We start from the raw sequence: 17,799 nt of genomic DNA on the forward strand, positions 1-17,799 counted from the left end.
TGCGGCGACTGGCGCGGAACTTTATGTTGGGCATGGCACTGTCTGGGTGAATGGCGATAATGGCTATATTGCCATGCAGGTCAGTGGGTTAGAAGTGCTTCCGGGGGCCGGTCTCACGGATTCAGGGGACTGCCAATGGCCCTGGCCGCGCACAGCATGACCACGCCATAGCTGATCACGATGGTCAGCGACGAGCCCAGTTGCAGGGGCCATACGCGACGCTGAAACAGCCCCCGGCGCAGGTCGCGCCCCAGGCTTTGGCACCAGCGCGGTAGCGCCAGCCGTTGGCGACGCACCCAATGTATCAACAGCGCAAGCCCCGCCATGCCCAGCAGGGCACCAGCCGCCAATGACATCAACACCACAGGCCCCAGCGCAGCGTGCCACATTGGCGATGCCAGCAGTGCTGCCAGCGTCAGCAGCGCCACGGCCACCTGACCAGACGCGCGCTCGATCACCACCGCCCGCCAGGCGCTGCCACGGGAAGTAGCCTGGCCCGCATGGCGGTGCGCGCGCCCGGCATCTCCCAGCACCCCGCCTGGCAGCAGCTGATTGACCAACAGCGCCAGGTAGTATTCACGCAGGGCGTAGCCAAAACGCAGCGGCACGCCGATCAGCTCCGCCGTAAGCTGCCAGCGCCACGCACTGAGCATGACCTGCAGCACGCTGATGGCCAGCGCCAGAGCCATCCAGCCCAACGAGAAGCGCTGCACTTCGGCCATGATATCGGCAGGTTCGACCCACAAGGCGACCGCCAGCAGCAGCATGCCGCTGACCAGGCAACGCCGTACCCAGGGCGCACGCAAGCCGCGCGCGAACACCCTGCTACCCTGCCACCGCTGGCAGCGCCAGAAGATCGTGATGGCCTACCCACACACCCCATTGGCCACGCTCCACGGCGTCCAGCCTGGCCGTGCGCCATTCGGCAATACGCGTGGCCGCTTCCGGCGCCTGCTCCGTGGCGGCGGCGGCCCAGCCCTCTATCAGCGAGCGAATCAGCGGCTCATGGGTGGCGTCTCCTGCGGCCAGTTGCCAGGGCGTGGCAGCCTCTTCAAGGCTATACCCCCGGCGTTTGAGCGCCTCCACGAGCGCCGCATGGGCGTAGCCTCCCAGCGCCTCGCCCAGCCCCTTGTCACGCTGCTGGTGGGCATTGAACAGGCCCCGTACGAAGCGATCTTCGGGGTGATCGAGTGGCTGGTGCTCCGCATCGATGAAGCACCACTCCCCCGTCACGCTGAGACTGACCAGCAGCGCCTGCCGCTGCTCGGCGCACTGGGCGGCCAGCGCATCGAGCCACGGCTGGGAGACCAGATCGATGAGCGCCGAGGCACTGACCACATCGGCTTCCAGCAAGGCAGGGTGCGCCAGCGTCGCCAGCGAGGTGCAGTGGGTTGCCACCTGGACGGGCTGGCCACGGGCATCGTGGAGCTGCATGGCACGGCCACGGGCTTCCTTGAGCAATTCAGGGTCGTGGTCGAACAATGCCCAGCGCTGAGGAACGCTCAGCCGGGGCACCAAAAACTGTACGTTGCTGCCCCGCCCACAGCCCAAATCTGCCAGGGTGACGCTGTCACGGTTGGCCAGCCAGGCATTCAAACCTGCCACCAGCGCGCTGCTGCGCGACTGGCTATCCACACGCTCGCGCTGGCTGAGCCAACTGGATGCAAATTGGCTGCCTGCGGGCATGTTCGGCGCGGCCCCCATGTTCAGCGCGCTGGCAAACTGGGCACCCGCCCCCTGCCAGTCATTGAGCTCTCCGCGTGCGACCGCAGCGCCTGCCCGCAGCGCCGTGCGTAGTGTCTGGTCGCGACAGAACTGCTCCAGCGCCGCCTGCAATGCGGGCACATCGCCAGGCGCAACGCTCAAGCCAGCGCCTTCGGGTAGCGTATCGCGCAGGGCGCCACCGGTGGTGGTGATCACGGGCAGGCCATGGGCCAAGGCTTCGGTCACCACCATGCCGTAACCTTCGTACCAGGAAGGCAGTACCAGCGCGTGAGCCTGGTGATAGGCAGCTTCCAGGGTGGCGGCATCACACTCACCGTGCAGCGCGATGCGCTCGCCCAGGTGATGCTCTTCCACGCGCTGGCGAACGCTGGCGCTGAACTCGGCGTCTCGCTCGGCACCATAGCAGTCACACTGCCAGGGCAGATGGGTCAGCCCTGCCAGCGCCTTCACCAGCACGTCCTGCCCTTTGCGCGGCGTCAGGGTGGCAACGCACAGCAAGCGCAGGGGTTCACCCTCACGCGGCGCCGGGCTGATAGGGGCATGCGCCACGCCAGGCTCCACCACGCTGATCGGCGCAGTGAGCGGCACGGCGTACTGCTCGGCCAGCGCCGTCAAACGTCGCGCGGTGAAACGGCTGGTCACGATGATACGCGCCACGCAGCCAAGTCCCGTCAGCTCACTGCGGTGCAAATGCTGCTGCTCATCGCTGGACAGCCCCTGCTCATCCCCCAGCGGGTGATGCAGCAGCGCGGTCAGGTCCAGCCTGTCGGCATGTCGTGCGACCACGTTGGGCAGCGCACCTACGGCCAGGCCATCGAGAATCACTCGGGCGCCTGACGTTTGCTGCTCCAGCGCGTTGGCCAGGGCGCTCGCCGCGACCTCATCGGCCAGCGGGAAGCGCCCTTCCAGGCCCACCACCGTCACCTGGTGGCCCTGCTCGCGCAGCGCCTCCACGATACGGGCATCATAGAGATAACCGCCGGTACGCTGGCCAGGGTCGCCGGCCACGATCAGGGTAAATCGTTGGCTCATAGCTCGCCTTCGTAGCTTGCCCAGGCCACATGGGATTCATGCAGCTTGATTTCCATGCGGGTCAGCCCCTTGGCAGTCTCTCCCATCCTGCCGCCACGAATCGCTTCGGCCAGCTGATCGAAAATCACCTTGGCCATGAATTCGGTGGTGGTGTTCTGGCCGGTAAACTCGCTCACTTCGTCCAGGTTGCGGTAGTTGTAACCCGCCAACACTTCCTTGACGGTTTCACTGGCCAACCCGATATCGATGACCAGCCCATCCTCATCCAGCGCGGGGCGCTGAAAGATGATATCCACCACATACGTTGCCCCATGGGTACGCTGCGCAGGGCCGAAGATCTCCCCTTTGAAGCTATGGGCAATCATGAAATGGTCGCGAACACATAAACGGTACATGGCAACTCCTTGGGTTATTCAGGTTCATCCTGAACGGGGTAACGAATGCGATGGCACAATGCCTTGCTGCCCGGGCCAAACAACGCCGGCGCCAAGGCAGGCAAGTCCATGAAATTGCTCTCACCGCTGATCAAGACATCCAGCGTCGGATCGGCCAGCAGGCGCAACGCCAGGGCCAGGCGACGCTGGTAGTTCCAGCGAGGTTGCAGCTTGGCAGGCAGCTGGCCCACCAATGACATGGCCAGGCGAAGGCCCTCAGGATGACCGCTGGCATGAATCACGCAATCCTGATCCGCAGGGGCCTGCTCCGGCAGGGCAAACGGCACCCCCAGCGCATCGGCCAACGCCTCACGCTCGCCATTGATATCGATGAGCTGCACCTGCACCCCAGCAATACGCGCGCATAAGTAAGCCACCAGCGCACCCACGACGCCGCCGCCCACGACACATACCCGCTCACCCAGCATGGGGTTGGCATCCCACACGCCGTTGATGGCGGTTTCCATGTTGGCGGCCAGCACCGCCCGGTAAGCCGGTACGTCAGCGGGCACCGGCACCACCATGGTGGCCGGGACGATATAGCGGTCCTGGTGGGGGTGAAGACAAAATACGGTCTGGTCGACCAGCGCCTGAGGGCCATGGGTCACGCGGCCTACGCTGCAATACCCGTATTTGACAGGGCCAGGGAACTCCCCCACCTGAAAGGGCGCGCGCATACGCTGGGTCTCGCTGCTCGGCACACGGCCATGAAACACCAGCGACTCGGTACCTCGACTGACGCCGCTGTAAAGCGCACGCACACGCACATCGTTCTGGCCCATGGCAGGGAGAGGTTCGGACTGGATTGCACCGTGGCCTGGGCGAGTGACCCAAAAGGCCTGAGCGGTATCAGGCACTGACATGACATTTCCTTGTCGTTGAAGCGCAAGCTCCCTGCGTTGACCCAAGCCTTTGCAAGAGTTGGCGACTTTTCAAGGGCTAACCTATAGCTTAGCTTAGCTTAGAAAAGAAAACGGTCTATTAACGTTTATTAACCTTCGTGACGTGGCTCGACAGCTGACCACGAAAGCACAAGCAGCGCGCCATATCTATACAATAATGATACATTGATAAATTATTGCACCACCAATTTCAACTGCGGATGACGCTGCCGCTTCGAGAGCCTTCATGCCCCCAGCCTCACACACTTCGGAATCGCCACCCTTCAATCGGCTTCATAGCGGCCTGGAGCTGCTGCTGGGGGGCCTGTTACTGGGCGGTTTGGGATGGCTCATGGGTCCGCTCATGGCGAGTGCCGCCAACTGGTGGTTAGCCGTCGGCTTACTTATATGCCGTGATGAGCGCGCTAGTGCTGTTGTTTTGGCCCTACGGTGCGCTGGGCTGGGCGAATAGAGTCACCCTCGGGCGTGGCGTACTGGTGGCACTGGTGGCTGGCGCCCTGGTGGGCGGCGCCTTTCAACAGGCCATTGGGCTATGGCTGGGTGTCGCCGTGATTGCCCTGCTGCTGGACGGCGTGGACGGCTGGATTGCCCGCCGCACCCACAGCCACTCGCCCTTTGGCGCACGCTTTGACATGGAGCTGGATGCCCTGCTGATCCTGCTATTATGCCTGGCCCTGATGCGCGCAGAAGCCCTGGGCCCCTGGGTATTGCTGATTGGCGCAATGCGCTATCGCTTCGTGGCAGCAGGATGGCTGCTGCCCTGGCTAGAGGCGCCGTTGTACGACAGCTTCCGCCGTAAACTGATCTGTGTCTGGCAGGTCACGGCACTCCTGTTGGCACTGACTCCCTTCACCTCCCCTCTTTACGCCAGCCTGCTGGCCCTGGGAGCCCTGCTCAGCCTGGCTTACTCCTTTGGGGTAGACGTATGGTGGCTGTATCGACGGCGTCCGCGTCGTTGATGCTCATGACGAATAGCGCCAGGCTCACCATTGGATTCATAGAATACCGCAGCACTTTGGACCGCAAGATAGAAGCAGGAGGGACAGCGCCGGTACCCTCTATGCTCCACCGCCCAAAGTGATCCTGGGTTTTACGGTCCCACTTCCCACCATATCGACCGCTTCAAACGGTGCTCCTGACTAGCGCACGCAGCACACTGCTTCCAATAAATTCTTTTTAGCTTTATCTTTGGAACATTTTGAGATATAAGACGGGGTTTTAATGCAGCCTAAGACAGTGGGCGTCAGTTTGGTGGTGTGCTGGGGCGTATTGATCGCGATCGCTTTTTGGCTATTTGCCTATAAAGACCTCCGTCTATTTGCTGATGATGAGGTGTTCGCCCGCTTTCCAGAAGAAGTGGCCAGCACTGCGATCAGCACATCTCCCCTGCCGGAGAATGCCACAGGGCGGCTTGTGAACTTCTGGAACCCGGACTGTCGCTGCAGTCGCTTTAGCCAAGCGCACATTGAAGAAATCATGCAGGCCTACGCAGGCCAAGGTATTGAGTTTGTCGTGGCAGTGCCCAGGCAAAGCTTAGTTGATCAAGCGTTAACCACGTTTCCCAAGGCATCAAGTGCCGTGGTGGTTGAGCAGCTAGAAGGGCTAAGCACGCCATCGGCGGCTGTCTTTGACGCTCGGAGCACGCTGGTTTACTTCGGGCCATATAGCGATGGCGCCTTTTGTACCAGCGGTGGCAGCACGCCCGTTGAGCTTATTCTCAATGACGTGGTGGCTCCTGGCGAAGTAGCGCCGTGGCTGAACCTGTCTGCCTTTGGTTGCTACTGTGACTGGCCGACAGCACGCTCCTAATGACCGCACCGATAACAATGCTATCTTTCGATAGAAATGAGGAAGCGAAGCAATGCAGCTGAACACGCTTGAGCACGATATTTTTCGCGACCAGTGGGACGATGCCAGCCGACTGATGTTTAAGATACTCATCGCCCAAGGCCTGCTCGCGCTTGCGCTGGCAGGCTGGTATAGCACATGGCTGGAAGTTGCCGTCATCAGCCTGCCCACGGTGCTACTGGGCGGCTACTTAACCTATACCCAAGGAGCCGCGCTTCTCACTCGGCTATATATGAGCGCTGCCTTTATGGTGATGACGGGGCTACATATTCATCAGACGCATGGGCTCGTTGAAGTACACTTTGGCCTGTTTGTACTGCTTGCCATCCTGCTCTACTACAGAGATTGGCGCGTTATCGTGGTAGCTGCTGCAGTGGCCGTCGTGCACCACCTCGGGTTTCATGTGCTGCAGACCATGAATACCGGCGTTTATTTAATGCCTGAAGCCAACCTCACTATGGTGCTTGTGCACGGCGGATACTTAGCCTTCGAAGCGGCGGTACTGGTGGTACTGGCCAACCTGATGGCTGGCGAGTATATCCGCTCGCAGAAGGCTTTAGCCCATAGCGACCAAATGGCAGTCGAATTAAAGCATCAGCGCGCGGCACTGTTGGGCGAAGTAGAGCAAGCCATTGAGAGCATAGCGGGCCTATCTGGCCGAGTGTCGTCCGCCTCGGAAAAACTGTCTTCCTCGACGGCGCAACAGGCCGCAAGCGTTGAGCAAACTACCGCGTCGCTTGAAGAGTTAAGCACGACGGTAGCTCAAAATGCGGATAACGCGCGGGAAACCGAGCACGTCGCCAATCAGGCAGTGGATGAAGCCAACGAAGGCAGCGCGGCGGTCACGCAAACGTTGGTAGCTATGCGCGATATCGCGGATAAGGTCAAAATCATTGATAACATCGCTTTTCAAACCAATCTGCTGGCGCTTAACGCTTCTGTAGAAGCCGCCAGAGCCGGTGAGCATGGCCGCGGCTTTGCGGTAGTCGCGACAGAGGTGCGTAAATTAGCCGAAGGCAGCCGACTGGCCGCTCAAGAGATTGGCGATACGTCATCCCGCTCTCTCACAACGGCTGAACAAGCCGGCGAACGCATAAAAGCGCTGGTGCCCGCAATTGAGCGCACGGCTCAGCTGGTGCGCAGCATTGCCACCAGCAGCCAAGAGCAGTCACAGGGCATTGAGCAAATCAATAAAGCAACGTACGAATTACATCAAGGCGCTCAAGACATCAACCTGCTGGCCGAGCAACTAGCCGGCACATCGTCTGAAATGGAAGAAACAGCCGTTGCCTTACAAAGAGAAACCGCCGTATAGTCGTTTCATCTAAACACCCAAGGAAGCTCTGAATAACTGACGATATTCATCAACGCTCATATGAGCCGACAAAAAATCGAAAATTCAGACACCCTTCTTACGTTTTTTTGTGTATTTTTGCCCCATACCCGCTCATTGAGTGGGATAGGGCGAGATTGCCCTATTCCCATAGGGCATCACCGAGGACGCGTTGCTCTTCACCGTGAAGAAGCTTATTGGCAGGGGCAATGTCATGGACATTGGCGGCCTTGATCTCGATGCTGCGAATCAACCCACGCTTATCGTCGACGCCTATGTGCGTTTTCATGACAAAGTGCCAAGAGCTACTTTTTTAGTCTGGTGCATTTCCGAATCCCGCTCGCCTTTTTTGTTTTTGGTGGACCCAGGCACGGAGATGATCGAGGCCTCAACAATGCTCCCTTCGCGCAGCATCAGGCTATTTTTCTCCACATAGTTATTCACTTCCTGGAACAGCACCTTGCCAAGGCAGTAGCGCTTCAGAAAATGGCGAAATTTGCGAATCGTGGTTTCGTCCTGCAATTGGTCCAGTTTCAAGCCGACCAAATTGGCGCATGGACTCGATCTCATAGACGGCGCCTTCCATCGCCAGATTGCTCAGGTTGTAAAACAACTGCATGCAATGGACTCGCAGCATGGCAGACAACGGATACATAGGTCGTCCACTCTCACCCTTGGGGTAATAACGGGCTACCTTCTTCTCCAGCTGCGTCCAGAGGATCAGTTTGCCCATCCGCTCCGGAAAGAGATTGCGGCGGGTCTTTCGCTTCTTGTTCTGGTAATCGGCTTCGGAGAATGTGTTTTAATCCATGGCAGTACTGAATCCTATGCAGTTGGCGATAACCGTATTATCGCTGATGGCAGTGACTTTCTCAGAACATTCCTAAAAAATCAGCCGCCACTCAATGACTTAGCCAAGGCCATATTTATTACTTAACGCAAACTTTATTTTTTAATCACGCGCTTGTTATCACTCTAAAACCTGATAGGATTCCGTCCATTCAAATACCCGACCCACATACTCGGGTATAGATATTCACTGGTTCTTCAGATAACGTGAGCCGTTTGCGATGACACCTGTAGCCCTGCTCTTTTTAGCGGTTTCCATGTCGGCGGATGCCTTTGCTGCGTCACTCAGCAAAGGGGCCGAATTGACCAAACCACGCTGGCGACATGCCCTGGGCATTGGCCTGATATTCGGCACCATCGAAGCGATCACCCCAGTGCTGGGCTGGGTAGCAGGCAAGGCTTCTCAACAGTATGTGGAAGCCTGGGACCACTGGGTCGCGTTTGTACTGCTGACCGCCATTGGCCTGCACATGACGTACGAAGGGCTCAAAAAAGAAGAGCAGGTAGCCCACCGCAAGCAAACGCTATGGCTGCTGGTACTGACCGCCATTGCCACCAGCCTGGATGCCATGGCCGTCGGCGCCAGCCTGGCGTTTATCGACGTGGATATCATTACCACCAGCTTGGCCATCGGCCTGGCGACCACCCTCATGGCCTCGATGGGCACCTTGCTCGACCACAAACTGGGGCACTACGTGGGCCACTGGGCAGAGCTGATGGGCGGGGTGGTGTTGATCGGGATTGGAGTGATGGTACTGATAGAGCATACCGGCGGTGGCGTTACCGGTATGCTACAGGCACTGTAACCTGCATAGCCTCATACACCTCACCCGCAGGGTAGCCCATGAGCCACCCTGCGGGTGCTCAGGAGCGATGTTCAGCGCTCATCCAGATACGCTTGCACCACTTCCCCCAACGACGCAATGGCTTCGTTGCGCGCTTCGAACGATGCGTCTGTTTCGGTGAGGTAGAACACGGCCACGGTGGGCGCCTGCTCAGGAGGCCAGATGATGGCCGTGATGGAACGAGAGCCATAGCCACCTGCACCGGTTCTATCGGCGATCACCCAATCGAAAGGCATGGCGGCACGAAACAGCCCATCGGCCACGGCGTTGCCCTTCATCCAGTCTTGCAACTGCTGCCGAGATTCCGGGGTGAGCACATCGCCCAGCACCAGCGTTTCCAGCGTGGCCAACATCGCATTGGGCGTGGTGGTGTCGCGCTCGTCCCCAGGCGTAGCTTCGTTCAGCTCGGTCTCGAAACGGTCGAGCCGCGTGACGGAATCGTCCAGGCGGCGCGCAAAAGCCGTGATGGCTTCCGGCCCGCCCAGGGCTTCCAGTATCAGGTTGGCCGCCGTGTTATCGCTGGTGGTCATGGTGGCATCGCACAGCTCGAACAGCGTCATTGGCTGGTGGCCTGCATACTGCTCGGTCACCGGCGAGTAAGTCACCAGCGCCGACTCATCGAAACTGACCTCGGTATCCGGCGCTAGCAGCCCTTCATCCACCTGCTCCAGCAGCGCGCCACACGCCAGCGTTTTGAACGTGCTGGACATGGCAAAGCGCTCGTCCGCGTTCACCTCCCAGCGCTGGCCCGTGGCCAGATCATGCGCCGCAAAGCCAATGCGCGCGTCCAGCGCCTGTTCGATACGCGCCAGCTCAGCGCTGATGGGATCGTCTTGCGCCATTGCAACAGACGAAGCGAACAGCACGCACGCAGATAGCGTGGCACGCATCCAGCGTGGTTGGCGGTGATTCATGGGTAACCTTCCTGGGCAGTAAGGGAAAATAGACAACATGAGTGTAGCGCTATTCTTACGAGGGACTAAAACGCATCAGCAGCTCCGGCGCTCCTGTGTGTTCATCCTGCTGTTCGCCCCTACGCACAAAGCCGCGCGCTTCGTAAAAACGAATGCTGGGCGTATTCTGGGCATAGACGGTCAGTTCCAGCCATGCTCTGCGGCGTTTGGCATCTTCCAGTAGCGCACTGCCTAGGCCACGGCCTTGCCCCTCTGGCTGCACGAAAATCGCGGCCAGGGTATTCTCGTAAAGGCTATAGAAGCCCATCACCTGGCCTGAGGTTTCGGCTACGTAGGTTTCTGAGGCGGGAAGGTATCGCTCCCGCATGGCATCGCGCTGGGCTTGCCAAAAGTCAGGCGCGATAAAGTCATGCGCTTGGATAGACACCGCCAGCCAAATAGCCAACACGGCCTCCATGTCGTCCGCCTGCAAGGCACGAATACGATGGTGATGTGAGTGAGCGTGCATGACATGCCTACTGAAGCCGAGCGATCTTGAAATCACACTTGTTGACATAAAAGTGGATGCAGCGCTTTTCGAAGTACGGCGTGTGGGTCACCCATACCCGCGTGGCGGGGTACGCCTGCTCGATAGCTTGCCAGGCACGGTAGCCCCCCACGCCCGAGGGAGTTGGGCAAAAGGTAGAACAGGTCCAGAGCATTGCGCTGGGTCGATGCCTCCAGGGTGACAATGGCACCGCCCACTTTCTCTCCATCCAGAAGGATGTGATGCACCACGGCATCGGGGGGCGGTCAGGGATTGGTCGATATCGTCATCCGATGGAATCAGACCCGGCTCTACCGCACCAAAGGCCTCTTCCACGGCCACGCTGAACGAGGCCTTGAGTTCTTGCTTGAATGCATCGAATGTCGAAGCGTCGGCCAGCGCCAACGTGACGTTAGAGGAGTGTTCCATGGCAGTGCCCATCCGCTTAACGAGATTATCCATCAACCGCTTAGGCTAACCGCTGCCAGGACGTTTTGCCATCCTGCGCAGCCCCTACAGCCCCGCTTCAACGCTGAATTTCGGTCACGACCTCGGTCTTGACGGAGTTGGCGATAAAGCACTTTTCATGGGCGGCGTGATGGAGCTGTTCGAGTGTCTCGACAGAAGGTGCTTGCGCTGCAAACAGCGCTTTGGGCCGCAGTGTCACCCTGGTCATGGCAATTTTCCCGTCGCTGCCCTTCTCCATCACCCCCACGGCGTGGTCCACGTAGCTTTCCACGATCAAGCCCTGCTGCGCGGCAAGGGCCAGAAAGAACAGCATATGGCAGCTGGAAAGCGAGGCCACGAACGCCTCTTCCGGGTCGACGTTGGCTTCCACCGAATAAGGCAACGGCACCACGTGGGGCGATGACGAGGCAGGCACGCGAACACCGCCATCGAACACCCACTCGTGCCCACGGCTATAGCGCTGATCTAGAAAGGCTTCATCGGCCCCACGGGCCCAGTGGATGGAAGCGGTGTATTCGGCCATGGGGGTTCCTCGGGTTTCATCGAAAGCTGCCACCAAAGGTGGCATAGCCAGTATCTACAATGATCTCAGAATTTGCCTCGATGATCCTCTCACGGGTCACCACCAGTCCTATTTTTGCAAGCTCATGCGTTGGTTTTTCAAATGAAGACAGCTTTCGATAAGGATCGTCTACGCTGGGTGCATGAACGGCGATGGCCTCAAACAGTCAGAACCACATCGCAACAGAAATGCCACCAGGAGAGCAAGATATGCAGACAATGGAGCTAGGCGGCGTCAGCGTTCCCCGTATCGGCCAGGGCACTTGGCACATGGGTGAGGATGCCAGGCAGCGGCAGGCTGAAATCAGGGCGCTGCGAGAAGGCCTGGATTTGGGGATGACGCTGATCGATACCGCCGAGATGTATGCCGAGGGCGGCGCTGAAGAAATCGTGGGTGAAGCCATTCGTGGGCGGCGCGAGCAGGCGTATCTGGTCAGCAAGGTTTACCCCCACAATGCCAGCATCCAGGGTGTTCAAGCCGCCTGCGAGCGCAGCCTGCGCCGATTGGGCACCGATACGATTGATCTCTACCTGCTGCACTGGCGCGGCCATACCCGCTGAGCGAAACCGTGGAAGCGTTTGAGCGGCTACGCGAGCAAGGCAAGATCCTGCGCTGGGGCGTATCGAACTTCGACGTTGACGACCTGGAAGAGCTAAACGCGCCCGCGTGCGCCACCAATCAAGTCCTCTACAACCCCGAAGCACGGGGCATCGAATACGACCTGCTGCCCTGGCAAGCCCAGCAAAACATGCCGCTTATGGCCTACTGCCCCATTGGGCAAGGCGGCGCGCTACTTCGAGACGGCACCCTGCAACACATCGCCGACAAGCACTGCGCCACCCCCGCGCAAATCGCGCTTGCCTGGGCACTGCGCCACCCCGGCGTGATCGCGATTCCGAAAGCCGTGAGCCTGGATCACCTCAAACAGAACGCTGATGCGGATAAGGTCAGGCTCGATGATGAGGACTTGGCACAGATTGATGCCGCCTATCCGCCGCCAACACGCAAGCAGGGCTTGATGATGGTGTGAGCAATCGCCTATCAACGGCTTAGCGTGGGATACGGTTCGTGGGCATCACCGGCTCAACCGCTGTTTTAAAGCGGAGAAAGCCGAACGCGGCTAAGCCAATTGGCAAACCCAATCCTGTACGCTATTCTGTACATTAACAATATCGCGTACAGGAGTACCCTTTATGGATGCCATTAGCTACACAGCCGCTAGAACCAATCTAGCAAAAACCATGGAGCAGGTCTGTGAAGACCATTCCCCTGTGATCATCACCCGGAACAAGTCGCAGTCCGTGGTAATGATCTCCCTAGAGGACTACGAGGCGCTGCAAGAGACTGCATACCTTCTGCGCGCACCAAAAAACGCACGGCGTTTGCTGGAATCCGTTGCCGAGCTGGAGCAAGGCGGTGGTCAAGAAAAGGAACTTCTTGAATGAAACTCATCTTCTCCGAGAACGCCTGGGAAGACTATCTGTACTGGCAGAAAACCGACAAAAAGATACTTAACCGAATCAACAAACTGATCAAAGAGACCAAACGAGAACCGTTCGAAGGTGTTGGCAAACCAGAGCCCCTCAAACACAGCCTCGCCGGGTACTGGTCTCGCCGGATCAACGAAGAACACCGAATAGTTTACAAAGTCACGGATGACGCTTTGCTTATCGCCCAGCTCCGGTATCACTACTGATTATGCATTAATCGTAGTGGCTCCAGAGTCTGAGGACTTTCACCACTTGCTCGTCCTCCAGTACTTGGTAGACCAGGCGATGCTGAATATTAATGCGGCGCGAATAGGTCCCCGCAAGATCACCAATTAGCTTCTCAAACGGAGGCGGCTTGTGATAAGGATCTTCCGCTATTAACGCTAACAGTTCCTGGGCTTTTGGTTTGAGTCCGCTGGAGGCCAACTTCTTTGCATCTTTCTGGACTTGCTTGGTGTAAACCAACTTCCATGTCACCAGTCCAGCTCCTCATCGCATTCCTCGACCGGGGTATCCATCCCCTCACGAATAGACTCCCGCATACCTGGCACGGAGAGCAGGTAAAGTGTTTCTTGAATGGCAGACCAGTCTTCTTCGGATACCAGAACAGCTTTGTTCCGCTTACCCATAATGACGATTGGTTGGTGGGACTCGGCGGTCTCGTCAATCAACCGATAAAGGTTGCTGCGCGCCTCAGTTGCTGTGATTCCGGCCATGACGCACCTCTTGCGTGTTTAACTTTTCACCAAGTGTACGCCTATAGGTACGTACGTCAAGACGAGCGTCCTGGCTAACGCCGAAGCGCACCGGTGACTTTGACGTAGCGAAGCAGGGACAAAGGCATCCGAGTGACGCGCCTGGTTAGCTGTTCCCAAGCATGTACGCACGAAGCTGCCGCTCCTCTCGCATGACATAGAGGACGAGAACCCGCTTCTTATCCTCACGATAAAAAATGCGACACGGTGGAACCACTACCTCCCTGTATACCGAATTAGGGAGCTCTGGAGGAATCCGTCCGGATTGGGGAAAATCTTCCAAGCGCTCGGTCTTATCGAAAACTTCTTGGACCAGATGACTTGCGGCAACAGGATTATCCAGAGCAATGTACTCAGCGATGGCATCCAGTTCTTGCAGAGCAGGCTCCGTCCAGATTACTTCAGCCATTTACTCATTTTCTCCCTGGCCTCACTTTGGCTGTACGTTCTTCCCTCAAGTACAGCACGCTCTCCCCGTGAGAGCCCCTCAAGCAGCTCAAGTCGGCGCTGCATAAACTCGTAATCCTGCACATCGACAAGATATGCCGATGGCTGACCATGCTCCGTGATCAGTATCGGCTCTTTAGACAAGTGCAGATCTGCCAGAATCTTTGTGGCTTGGCGCTTGAGGTTCGTAACAAGCTCAACTTTCATGGGCTCACCCTAAATCAGACTGATAGTGACACTATAGTATCACTTTTCAGGTGAGGCAATCACAGCTAACGCCAGCCAGCATGCGCGGCTACGGAATGTAGGCGAAGCCGGAATGTAGTAGCCGTCGCCGTGCCTGGCCTTGTTAGGGCCTTTGAATAGGGATAGCATAATCGTATCGTCATTTGCGGAGGCTCCATGACTACCGAAACATTAGACCACCTACGCTCCCAGATCTCGACTCTCTCCGAGTCGGAACGTGCAGCGTTGGCTCGCGAGCTCATAATGAGTCTGGACGGCCCCCGTGACGACTCGGTAGAACAGGCGTGGAACGATGAAATTGTTCGCCGTGTGTCCAATGTCAAAAGCGGAAAAGCCACGCTGCTCAGCCGTGAAGAATTTCGATCAAAGATGAGAGCGAGGTTGGGCCAGTAACAGTGCGAAAGGTAAGGATACTGGAAGAGGCCTCGCAGGAAGCGATAGAGGCAGCAGCATGGTATGAATATGAGCAGCCTGGACTCGGAGCCGAGTTTTTCGCTGCTGTTGATGCAGCCATCGACGTTATTGAAGAAGACTTCCTCCCTTTATCACCTCTCCCCAAAGAAGCCGGCGATACCGGTGCAAGACGCCTGATTCTGGAGCGCTTCCCATACGATATAGTCGCCATTGAACTGCCAGAAGAGGCTATAGTCATTGCGGTTGCCCACCATTCCCGAAAACCTGGCTATTGGCTGGGACGCAGTAAGCCCTAACGATGAGGTAACCGGCGCCGGAGCGCAACGGAGGGAACCAAAAGCGGCACGCTTTTAGGGTCCGGTTGTCCGCTTGGTTAACTGATTAATCTGCCCGAATTATCGCCGTAACTGCTGACTCTGGAACCTTTATCTTGCCTCCGTGGGACCAGCCTTGGTATTCCCATCTGGGATCTGGGCCAATACCCACTAGTTCACCGCTAACGAGATCGGGGGCGCATTCTTCGACAAGGATATAGAAGTCTGTGGACCCGCCCGAATCGTCACGGTGTCATTTGGTCTCGGCGGCCCCTGGTTCAATTTCGCATCGTTGCCAACAAACATTCGGCCGAATTTAGGCGGAAGCGGATTTTCAAACTCCTTGTACATGGCATATTCCTTTTGACAGTTAACACCTGAGTTAAGCCGGACCGCGCACGCGGCCGAGGCGGGTGCAACGATACCACAGCACCAAGCCGAGTCCGCGAAGCGGTCTCGGCTTGAACGAATTGTTAGGCTTGCTAGCCAGGTAGCTTTGCCGCAAGTACATCAACGTTTTCGATGGACGGGGGCTCGGAGAACAACTCACCTGCCTTTTCCATCAACGCGGCTGCGACCTTGCCGGAGAGATGGGCCTGCCGACCCGCTTCATCCGGGAAAGCATCAAAGATTCCGAAAGTGCTTGGTCCAAGGCGAATGCCAAACCACGCAGTAGTGTCAGGCTCCTCATTGACGATGGGAAGGCCACTCACAAGGAAGTTCTCAACCTCTTTCTCTTTTCCGGGTTTCGCTTCAAGGCGAACGAACAAGGCTACTTTGACCATGGCATGTCTCCGGTTGTTAAAACGACATCACGATGCGCGATGTTCTCTTGCAAGTCTAACGCGAAGCTTTGCGGCAGGTTTGGAACCGCGCAGCGGTGGAAAAACTGTCCGACAACAGCGGCTGATTAAATTGCTATCGTTCACCTTCCAGCTCGTGCCATACCCTTAGAATAATGATGGCGCTCACATGTACGGAATAGCGAACAACGTATTTGCCAAAGACCATGTCGCGGATGGAATCCGGTACCGGTGCCATTTCAACCGGTGTTCCCATTCTGGGGAAGCCTGGTAGTAATTCGATTTTGCTAACCAGTTCTGTGGCTATCCTGCCTGCCGCAGAGGGGTTGTGAACGGCGATAAACTCCCTTAGGCGCTTCAAGTCTTCAACGGCTTCGTCGGTGTAAACCAGTTTCACTTACCTGACCTCGGCGCATCTTGCTCGTTTTCTGTTCCCCAGCTATTAAGCCAACTGTGGACCTCGCTGGCATCAACAACCTTGCCTTGGGCAGCAGACTCCATTGCCTCTAACGTTTGTTTCCACCGCTCTTGCTCAAGCTGCTGCTTTTCTATGTATTCCGACAATGCCTGGTTAATTACCCAGCCTTTGCTACGGTGTAGCCTGCTGGCGATTGCTTCCAGATGCTGTTCAACTTCTGCTTGAAGGCGAACTGTGGTGACGCTCATGACTATGCCCCTCATACCTAGTGACTACAACGTATTACAGCATAGTCTGCGAGGTTAGGCAAAAAATTTTACGCTGCCAGCATGCGCGCCTTTGGAGTGGAGGCGAAGCCGCAACGAAAAAGGCGTCGCCGTGCCTGGCCTTGTTATGCGCTGATCGCATCGGTGCGGACCTTGGTTTTCGTATAGTTTATTGGCGGATACTCGCAGTGATTTTGAAAATACCACCAAAGAAACTGTCCTTCCGCTTGGAGCAAAGAGGTTCCAGACTTTGTTTTCCCGAACTTTTCATAATCACAGAAGGCAATTTCTATCGGGCCATAACTATCTATAATCTCACCAAATTTCAGTGAATTAGCGTTTGACGTTGCATGAAGATTTGCATAGCGAAAGTATCTTGATTTAAAACTGGTCTTTGTTTGACCGATATATAGAATGCGACTTTCGCCCCGAAGACGAGGCACCGGCTTCGAGGACAAAAGAAAATAGATTATGCCTTTTGATTTTGCAGCTTCTTTAGAGCCATATACTTTTTCGAATGCACTCGTTGAAAGCTCGTCTATTTGACCTGGCAATCTAGCAAACCCATTAACGAGAGGGTATAGGTCGTCCTTAGTGAGCAAGGCTACTCTCCTCCTGCAGCTGAATGACTTGAAAGATGTGTTGATCCATCCAGCAGCCATTCAATACTCAGTTCACCGTCAGCAAAACGAACAACTCCCTCCTTCCTGGGCTGCTCATTACATTGGCCTCGGTACTGAATGAAGTCATCAAGCAGCTCAATCAAATGAAGCTTAAAGCCGGATTTTGTGACCTGATCGAATACATCTTCCTCCAGCGTCCAAGATGTGCCACTCAGGCGGTCTTCATCCTCTTCAGCGCAAAAAATCACTTCGCCTTTAACCTTTACAATCTCTGAGTGTTGCTGGGCAAGCATACCCAAGCGAGTGCTTTCAAAATCTGGATCAAAATTCGACATTTCTCTTCCTTTTGGTGACTTTTCTCAGCTTACCCGTTCAGAACGACAAGCTGTGTCGCCTCGATGCATAACGCCTGCAGCAGGGGCGCGACGTAAGGAGCGTCCCTTGACTGCACTTGTTAGCCCGCCTCATTCACGAGGGCTCTGATCGGGCAGTCTGAAGCTACGTGCCATCGGCATTGCTCGTAAGGGTCCGTATTTCCGGCGTGAGCGCCTGCTTCGTAATGCCCGAACACTGCGTTTCTTTCGC

General features: G+C 57.0%; 26 protein-coding genes and 2 pseudogenes. 9 read left to right on the plus strand and 19 right to left on the minus strand.

The window, feature by feature from the left end; all coding sequences use genetic code 11:
- Nucleotides 1-113 precede the first annotated feature (113 nt).
- Genes NH344_RS16490 through NH344_RS16505 form a run of 4 tightly spaced genes read right to left on the minus strand, consistent with a single transcriptional unit; the run spans nt 114 to nt 4,054 of the window.
- Nucleotides 114-821 (minus strand): lysylphosphatidylglycerol synthase transmembrane domain-containing protein, encoded by a 708-nt coding sequence (locus NH344_RS16490; protein ID WP_253028161.1) that lies wholly within the window; start codon nt 819-821, stop codon nt 114-116.
- A gap of 4 nt (nt 822-825) precedes the next feature.
- Nucleotides 826-2,757 (minus strand): glycosyltransferase, encoded by a 1,932-nt coding sequence (locus tag NH344_RS16495; protein WP_058576327.1) that lies wholly within the window; start codon nt 2,755-2,757, stop codon nt 826-828.
- Nucleotides 2,754-3,152, minus strand: coding sequence for a 6-carboxytetrahydropterin synthase (locus NH344_RS16500; protein ID WP_058576326.1), 399 nt, complete (start codon nt 3,150-3,152; stop codon nt 2,754-2,756). The genes NH344_RS16495 and NH344_RS16500 overlap by 4 nt, the downstream gene beginning before the upstream one ends.
- Before the next feature lie 14 nt (nt 3,153-3,166).
- Nucleotides 3,167-4,054 carry a zinc-binding alcohol dehydrogenase gene (locus NH344_RS16505; protein ID WP_058576325.1) on the minus strand — a complete coding sequence of 296 codons (888 nt, stop codon included), beginning with the start codon at nt 4,052-4,054 and terminating at the stop codon, nt 3,167-3,169.
- A gap of 446 nt (nt 4,055-4,500) precedes the next feature.
- Here NH344_RS16505 and NH344_RS16510 point away from each other — a divergent pair, with 446 nt between their 5' ends.
- The 3 genes from NH344_RS16510 to NH344_RS16520 all read left to right on the plus strand — a co-directional run bounded on the left by NH344_RS16510 (nt 4,501) and on the right by NH344_RS16520 (nt 7,256).
- On the plus strand, nt 4,501-5,052 hold the full coding sequence (locus NH344_RS16510; protein WP_348637411.1) for a CDP-alcohol phosphatidyltransferase family protein: 552 nt from the start codon (nt 4,501-4,503) through the stop codon (nt 5,050-5,052).
- A gap of 262 nt (nt 5,053-5,314) precedes the next feature.
- Complete coding sequence (locus NH344_RS16515) at nt 5,315-5,902, plus strand: DUF6436 domain-containing protein (RefSeq protein WP_058576324.1); 588 nt, start codon at nt 5,315-5,317, stop codon at nt 5,900-5,902.
- A 52-nt stretch (nt 5,903-5,954) separates the two neighbouring features.
- Nucleotides 5,955-7,256: a methyl-accepting chemotaxis protein gene (locus tag NH344_RS16520; protein WP_058576323.1), complete on the plus strand. Its 1,302-nt coding sequence runs from the start codon at nt 5,955-5,957 to the stop codon at nt 7,254-7,256.
- Nucleotides 7,257-7,416: 160 nt separating this feature from the next.
- Here the strand turns inward: NH344_RS16520 and NH344_RS16525 are convergent, their stop codons facing one another.
- From NH344_RS16525 to NH344_RS18400, 3 genes and pseudogenes are all read right to left on the minus strand, one after another.
- Complete coding sequence (locus NH344_RS16525) at nt 7,417-7,563, minus strand: transposase (RefSeq protein WP_253028162.1); 147 nt, start codon at nt 7,561-7,563, stop codon at nt 7,417-7,419.
- Nucleotides 7,560-7,844, minus strand: coding sequence for a hypothetical protein (locus NH344_RS16530; protein WP_253028163.1), 285 nt, complete (start codon nt 7,842-7,844; stop codon nt 7,560-7,562). The genes NH344_RS16525 and NH344_RS16530 overlap by 4 nt, the downstream gene beginning before the upstream one ends.
- Nucleotides 7,845-7,863: 19 nt before the next feature.
- Nucleotides 7,864-8,007, minus strand: a pseudogene (locus tag NH344_RS18400) (IS5/IS1182 family transposase); the annotation flags it as partial.
- A 337-nt stretch (nt 8,008-8,344) separates the two neighbouring features.
- On the opposite strand from NH344_RS18400, the gene NH344_RS16535 reads away from it, so the two are divergent.
- Nucleotides 8,345-8,929 carry a manganese efflux pump MntP family protein gene (locus NH344_RS16535; protein WP_058576322.1) on the plus strand — a complete coding sequence of 195 codons (585 nt, stop codon included), beginning with the start codon at nt 8,345-8,347 and terminating at the stop codon, nt 8,927-8,929.
- A gap of 71 nt (nt 8,930-9,000) precedes the next feature.
- Here NH344_RS16535 and bla read toward each other — a convergent pair whose 3' ends face one another.
- The 3 genes from bla to NH344_RS16550 form a co-directional block, all read right to left on the minus strand.
- Nucleotides 9,001-9,882, minus strand: coding sequence for a class A beta-lactamase (bla, locus tag NH344_RS16540; RefSeq protein WP_058576321.1), 882 nt, complete (start codon nt 9,880-9,882; stop codon nt 9,001-9,003).
- Nucleotides 9,883-9,937: 55 nt separating this feature from the next.
- On the minus strand, nt 9,938-10,390 hold the full coding sequence (locus NH344_RS16545) for a GNAT family N-acetyltransferase (protein WP_058576320.1): 453 nt from the start codon (nt 10,388-10,390) through the stop codon (nt 9,938-9,940).
- 544 nt (nt 10,391-10,934) lie between these two features.
- Nucleotides 10,935-11,399: an OsmC family protein gene (locus NH344_RS16550; RefSeq protein ID WP_058576319.1), complete on the minus strand. Its 465-nt coding sequence runs from the start codon at nt 11,397-11,399 to the stop codon at nt 10,935-10,937.
- Between the two features lie 248 nt (nt 11,400-11,647).
- Here NH344_RS16550 and NH344_RS16555 point away from each other — a divergent pair.
- The 3 genes and pseudogenes from NH344_RS16555 (at nt 11,648) to NH344_RS16565 (ending at nt 13,134) form a co-directional block, all read left to right on the plus strand.
- Nucleotides 11,648-12,468 (plus strand): annotated as a pseudogene (locus tag NH344_RS16555) (aldo/keto reductase).
- A gap of 163 nt (nt 12,469-12,631) precedes the next feature.
- Nucleotides 12,632-12,883 (plus strand): type II toxin-antitoxin system prevent-host-death family antitoxin, encoded by a 252-nt coding sequence (locus NH344_RS16560; RefSeq protein WP_044627927.1) that lies wholly within the window; start codon nt 12,632-12,634, stop codon nt 12,881-12,883.
- Nucleotides 12,880-13,134, plus strand: coding sequence for a Txe/YoeB family addiction module toxin (locus NH344_RS16565; RefSeq protein ID WP_008938367.1), 255 nt, complete (start codon nt 12,880-12,882; stop codon nt 13,132-13,134). The genes NH344_RS16560 and NH344_RS16565 overlap by 4 nt, the downstream gene beginning before the upstream one ends.
- Nucleotides 13,135-13,141: 7 nt before the next feature.
- On the opposite strand, the gene NH344_RS16570 is transcribed toward NH344_RS16565, so the two are convergent.
- The 4 genes from NH344_RS16570 to NH344_RS16585 form a co-directional block, all read right to left on the minus strand.
- On the minus strand, nt 13,142-13,405 hold the full coding sequence (locus tag NH344_RS16570) for a Txe/YoeB family addiction module toxin (protein ID WP_058576318.1): 264 nt from the start codon (nt 13,403-13,405) through the stop codon (nt 13,142-13,144).
- Entirely contained in the window at nt 13,402-13,644 is a 243-nt protein-coding gene (locus tag NH344_RS16575; RefSeq protein WP_044627930.1) for a type II toxin-antitoxin system Phd/YefM family antitoxin, read from the minus strand. The genes NH344_RS16570 and NH344_RS16575 overlap by 4 nt, the downstream gene beginning before the upstream one ends.
- 145 nt (nt 13,645-13,789) lie before the next feature.
- Nucleotides 13,790-14,092 carry a type II toxin-antitoxin system RelE/ParE family toxin gene (locus NH344_RS16580; RefSeq protein WP_061332717.1) on the minus strand — a complete coding sequence of 101 codons (303 nt, stop codon included), beginning with the start codon at nt 14,090-14,092 and terminating at the stop codon, nt 13,790-13,792.
- Entirely contained in the window at nt 14,080-14,337 is a 258-nt protein-coding gene (locus tag NH344_RS16585) for a type II toxin-antitoxin system Phd/YefM family antitoxin (RefSeq protein ID WP_022992576.1), read from the minus strand. Before NH344_RS16585 ends, NH344_RS16580 begins: the two co-directional genes overlap by 13 nt.
- Nucleotides 14,338-14,532: 195 nt before the next feature.
- On the opposite strand from NH344_RS16585, the gene NH344_RS16590 reads away from it, so the two are divergent.
- The gene (locus NH344_RS16590; protein ID WP_044630802.1) at nt 14,533-14,769 is read left to right on the plus strand and encodes an addiction module protein; all 237 of its coding nucleotides are present in this window, start codon (nt 14,533-14,535) and stop codon (nt 14,767-14,769) included.
- A 2-nt stretch (nt 14,770-14,771) separates the two neighbouring features.
- Nucleotides 14,772-15,086 (plus strand): type II toxin-antitoxin system RelE/ParE family toxin, encoded by a 315-nt coding sequence (locus tag NH344_RS16595; protein ID WP_044630801.1) that lies wholly within the window; start codon nt 14,772-14,774, stop codon nt 15,084-15,086.
- A gap of 500 nt (nt 15,087-15,586) precedes the next feature.
- Here NH344_RS16595 and NH344_RS16600 read toward each other — a convergent pair whose 3' ends face one another.
- The 5 genes from NH344_RS16600 to NH344_RS16620 all read right to left on the minus strand — a co-directional run bounded on the left by NH344_RS16600 (nt 15,587) and on the right by NH344_RS16620 (nt 17,549).
- Complete coding sequence (locus NH344_RS16600; RefSeq protein WP_054640923.1) at nt 15,587-15,889, minus strand: hypothetical protein; 303 nt, start codon at nt 15,887-15,889, stop codon at nt 15,587-15,589.
- Between the two features lie 133 nt (nt 15,890-16,022).
- The gene (locus tag NH344_RS16605; RefSeq protein WP_062359342.1) at nt 16,023-16,304 is read right to left on the minus strand and encodes a type II toxin-antitoxin system RelE/ParE family toxin; all 282 of its coding nucleotides are present in this window, start codon (nt 16,302-16,304) and stop codon (nt 16,023-16,025) included.
- Nucleotides 16,301-16,573, minus strand: a complete 273-nt coding sequence (locus NH344_RS16610) for a ribbon-helix-helix protein, CopG family (RefSeq protein WP_054640921.1) — start codon at nt 16,571-16,573, stop codon at nt 16,301-16,303. The genes NH344_RS16605 and NH344_RS16610 overlap by 4 nt, the downstream gene beginning before the upstream one ends.
- A gap of 143 nt (nt 16,574-16,716) precedes the next feature.
- Nucleotides 16,717-17,193, minus strand: a complete 477-nt coding sequence (locus tag NH344_RS16615) for a hypothetical protein (RefSeq protein ID WP_253028164.1) — start codon at nt 17,191-17,193, stop codon at nt 16,717-16,719.
- A 2-nt stretch (nt 17,194-17,195) separates the two neighbouring features.
- A complete protein-coding gene (locus NH344_RS16620) occupies nt 17,196-17,549 on the minus strand; it encodes a hypothetical protein (RefSeq protein WP_253028165.1) in 354 nt (117 codons plus the stop codon).
- Nucleotides 17,550-17,799: the final 250 nt, after the last annotated feature.

The organism is Halomonas sp. Ps84H-12 (assembly GCF_024124725.1).
Classification (GTDB): Bacteria; Pseudomonadota; Gammaproteobacteria; order Pseudomonadales; family Halomonadaceae; genus Vreelandella; species Vreelandella aquamarina.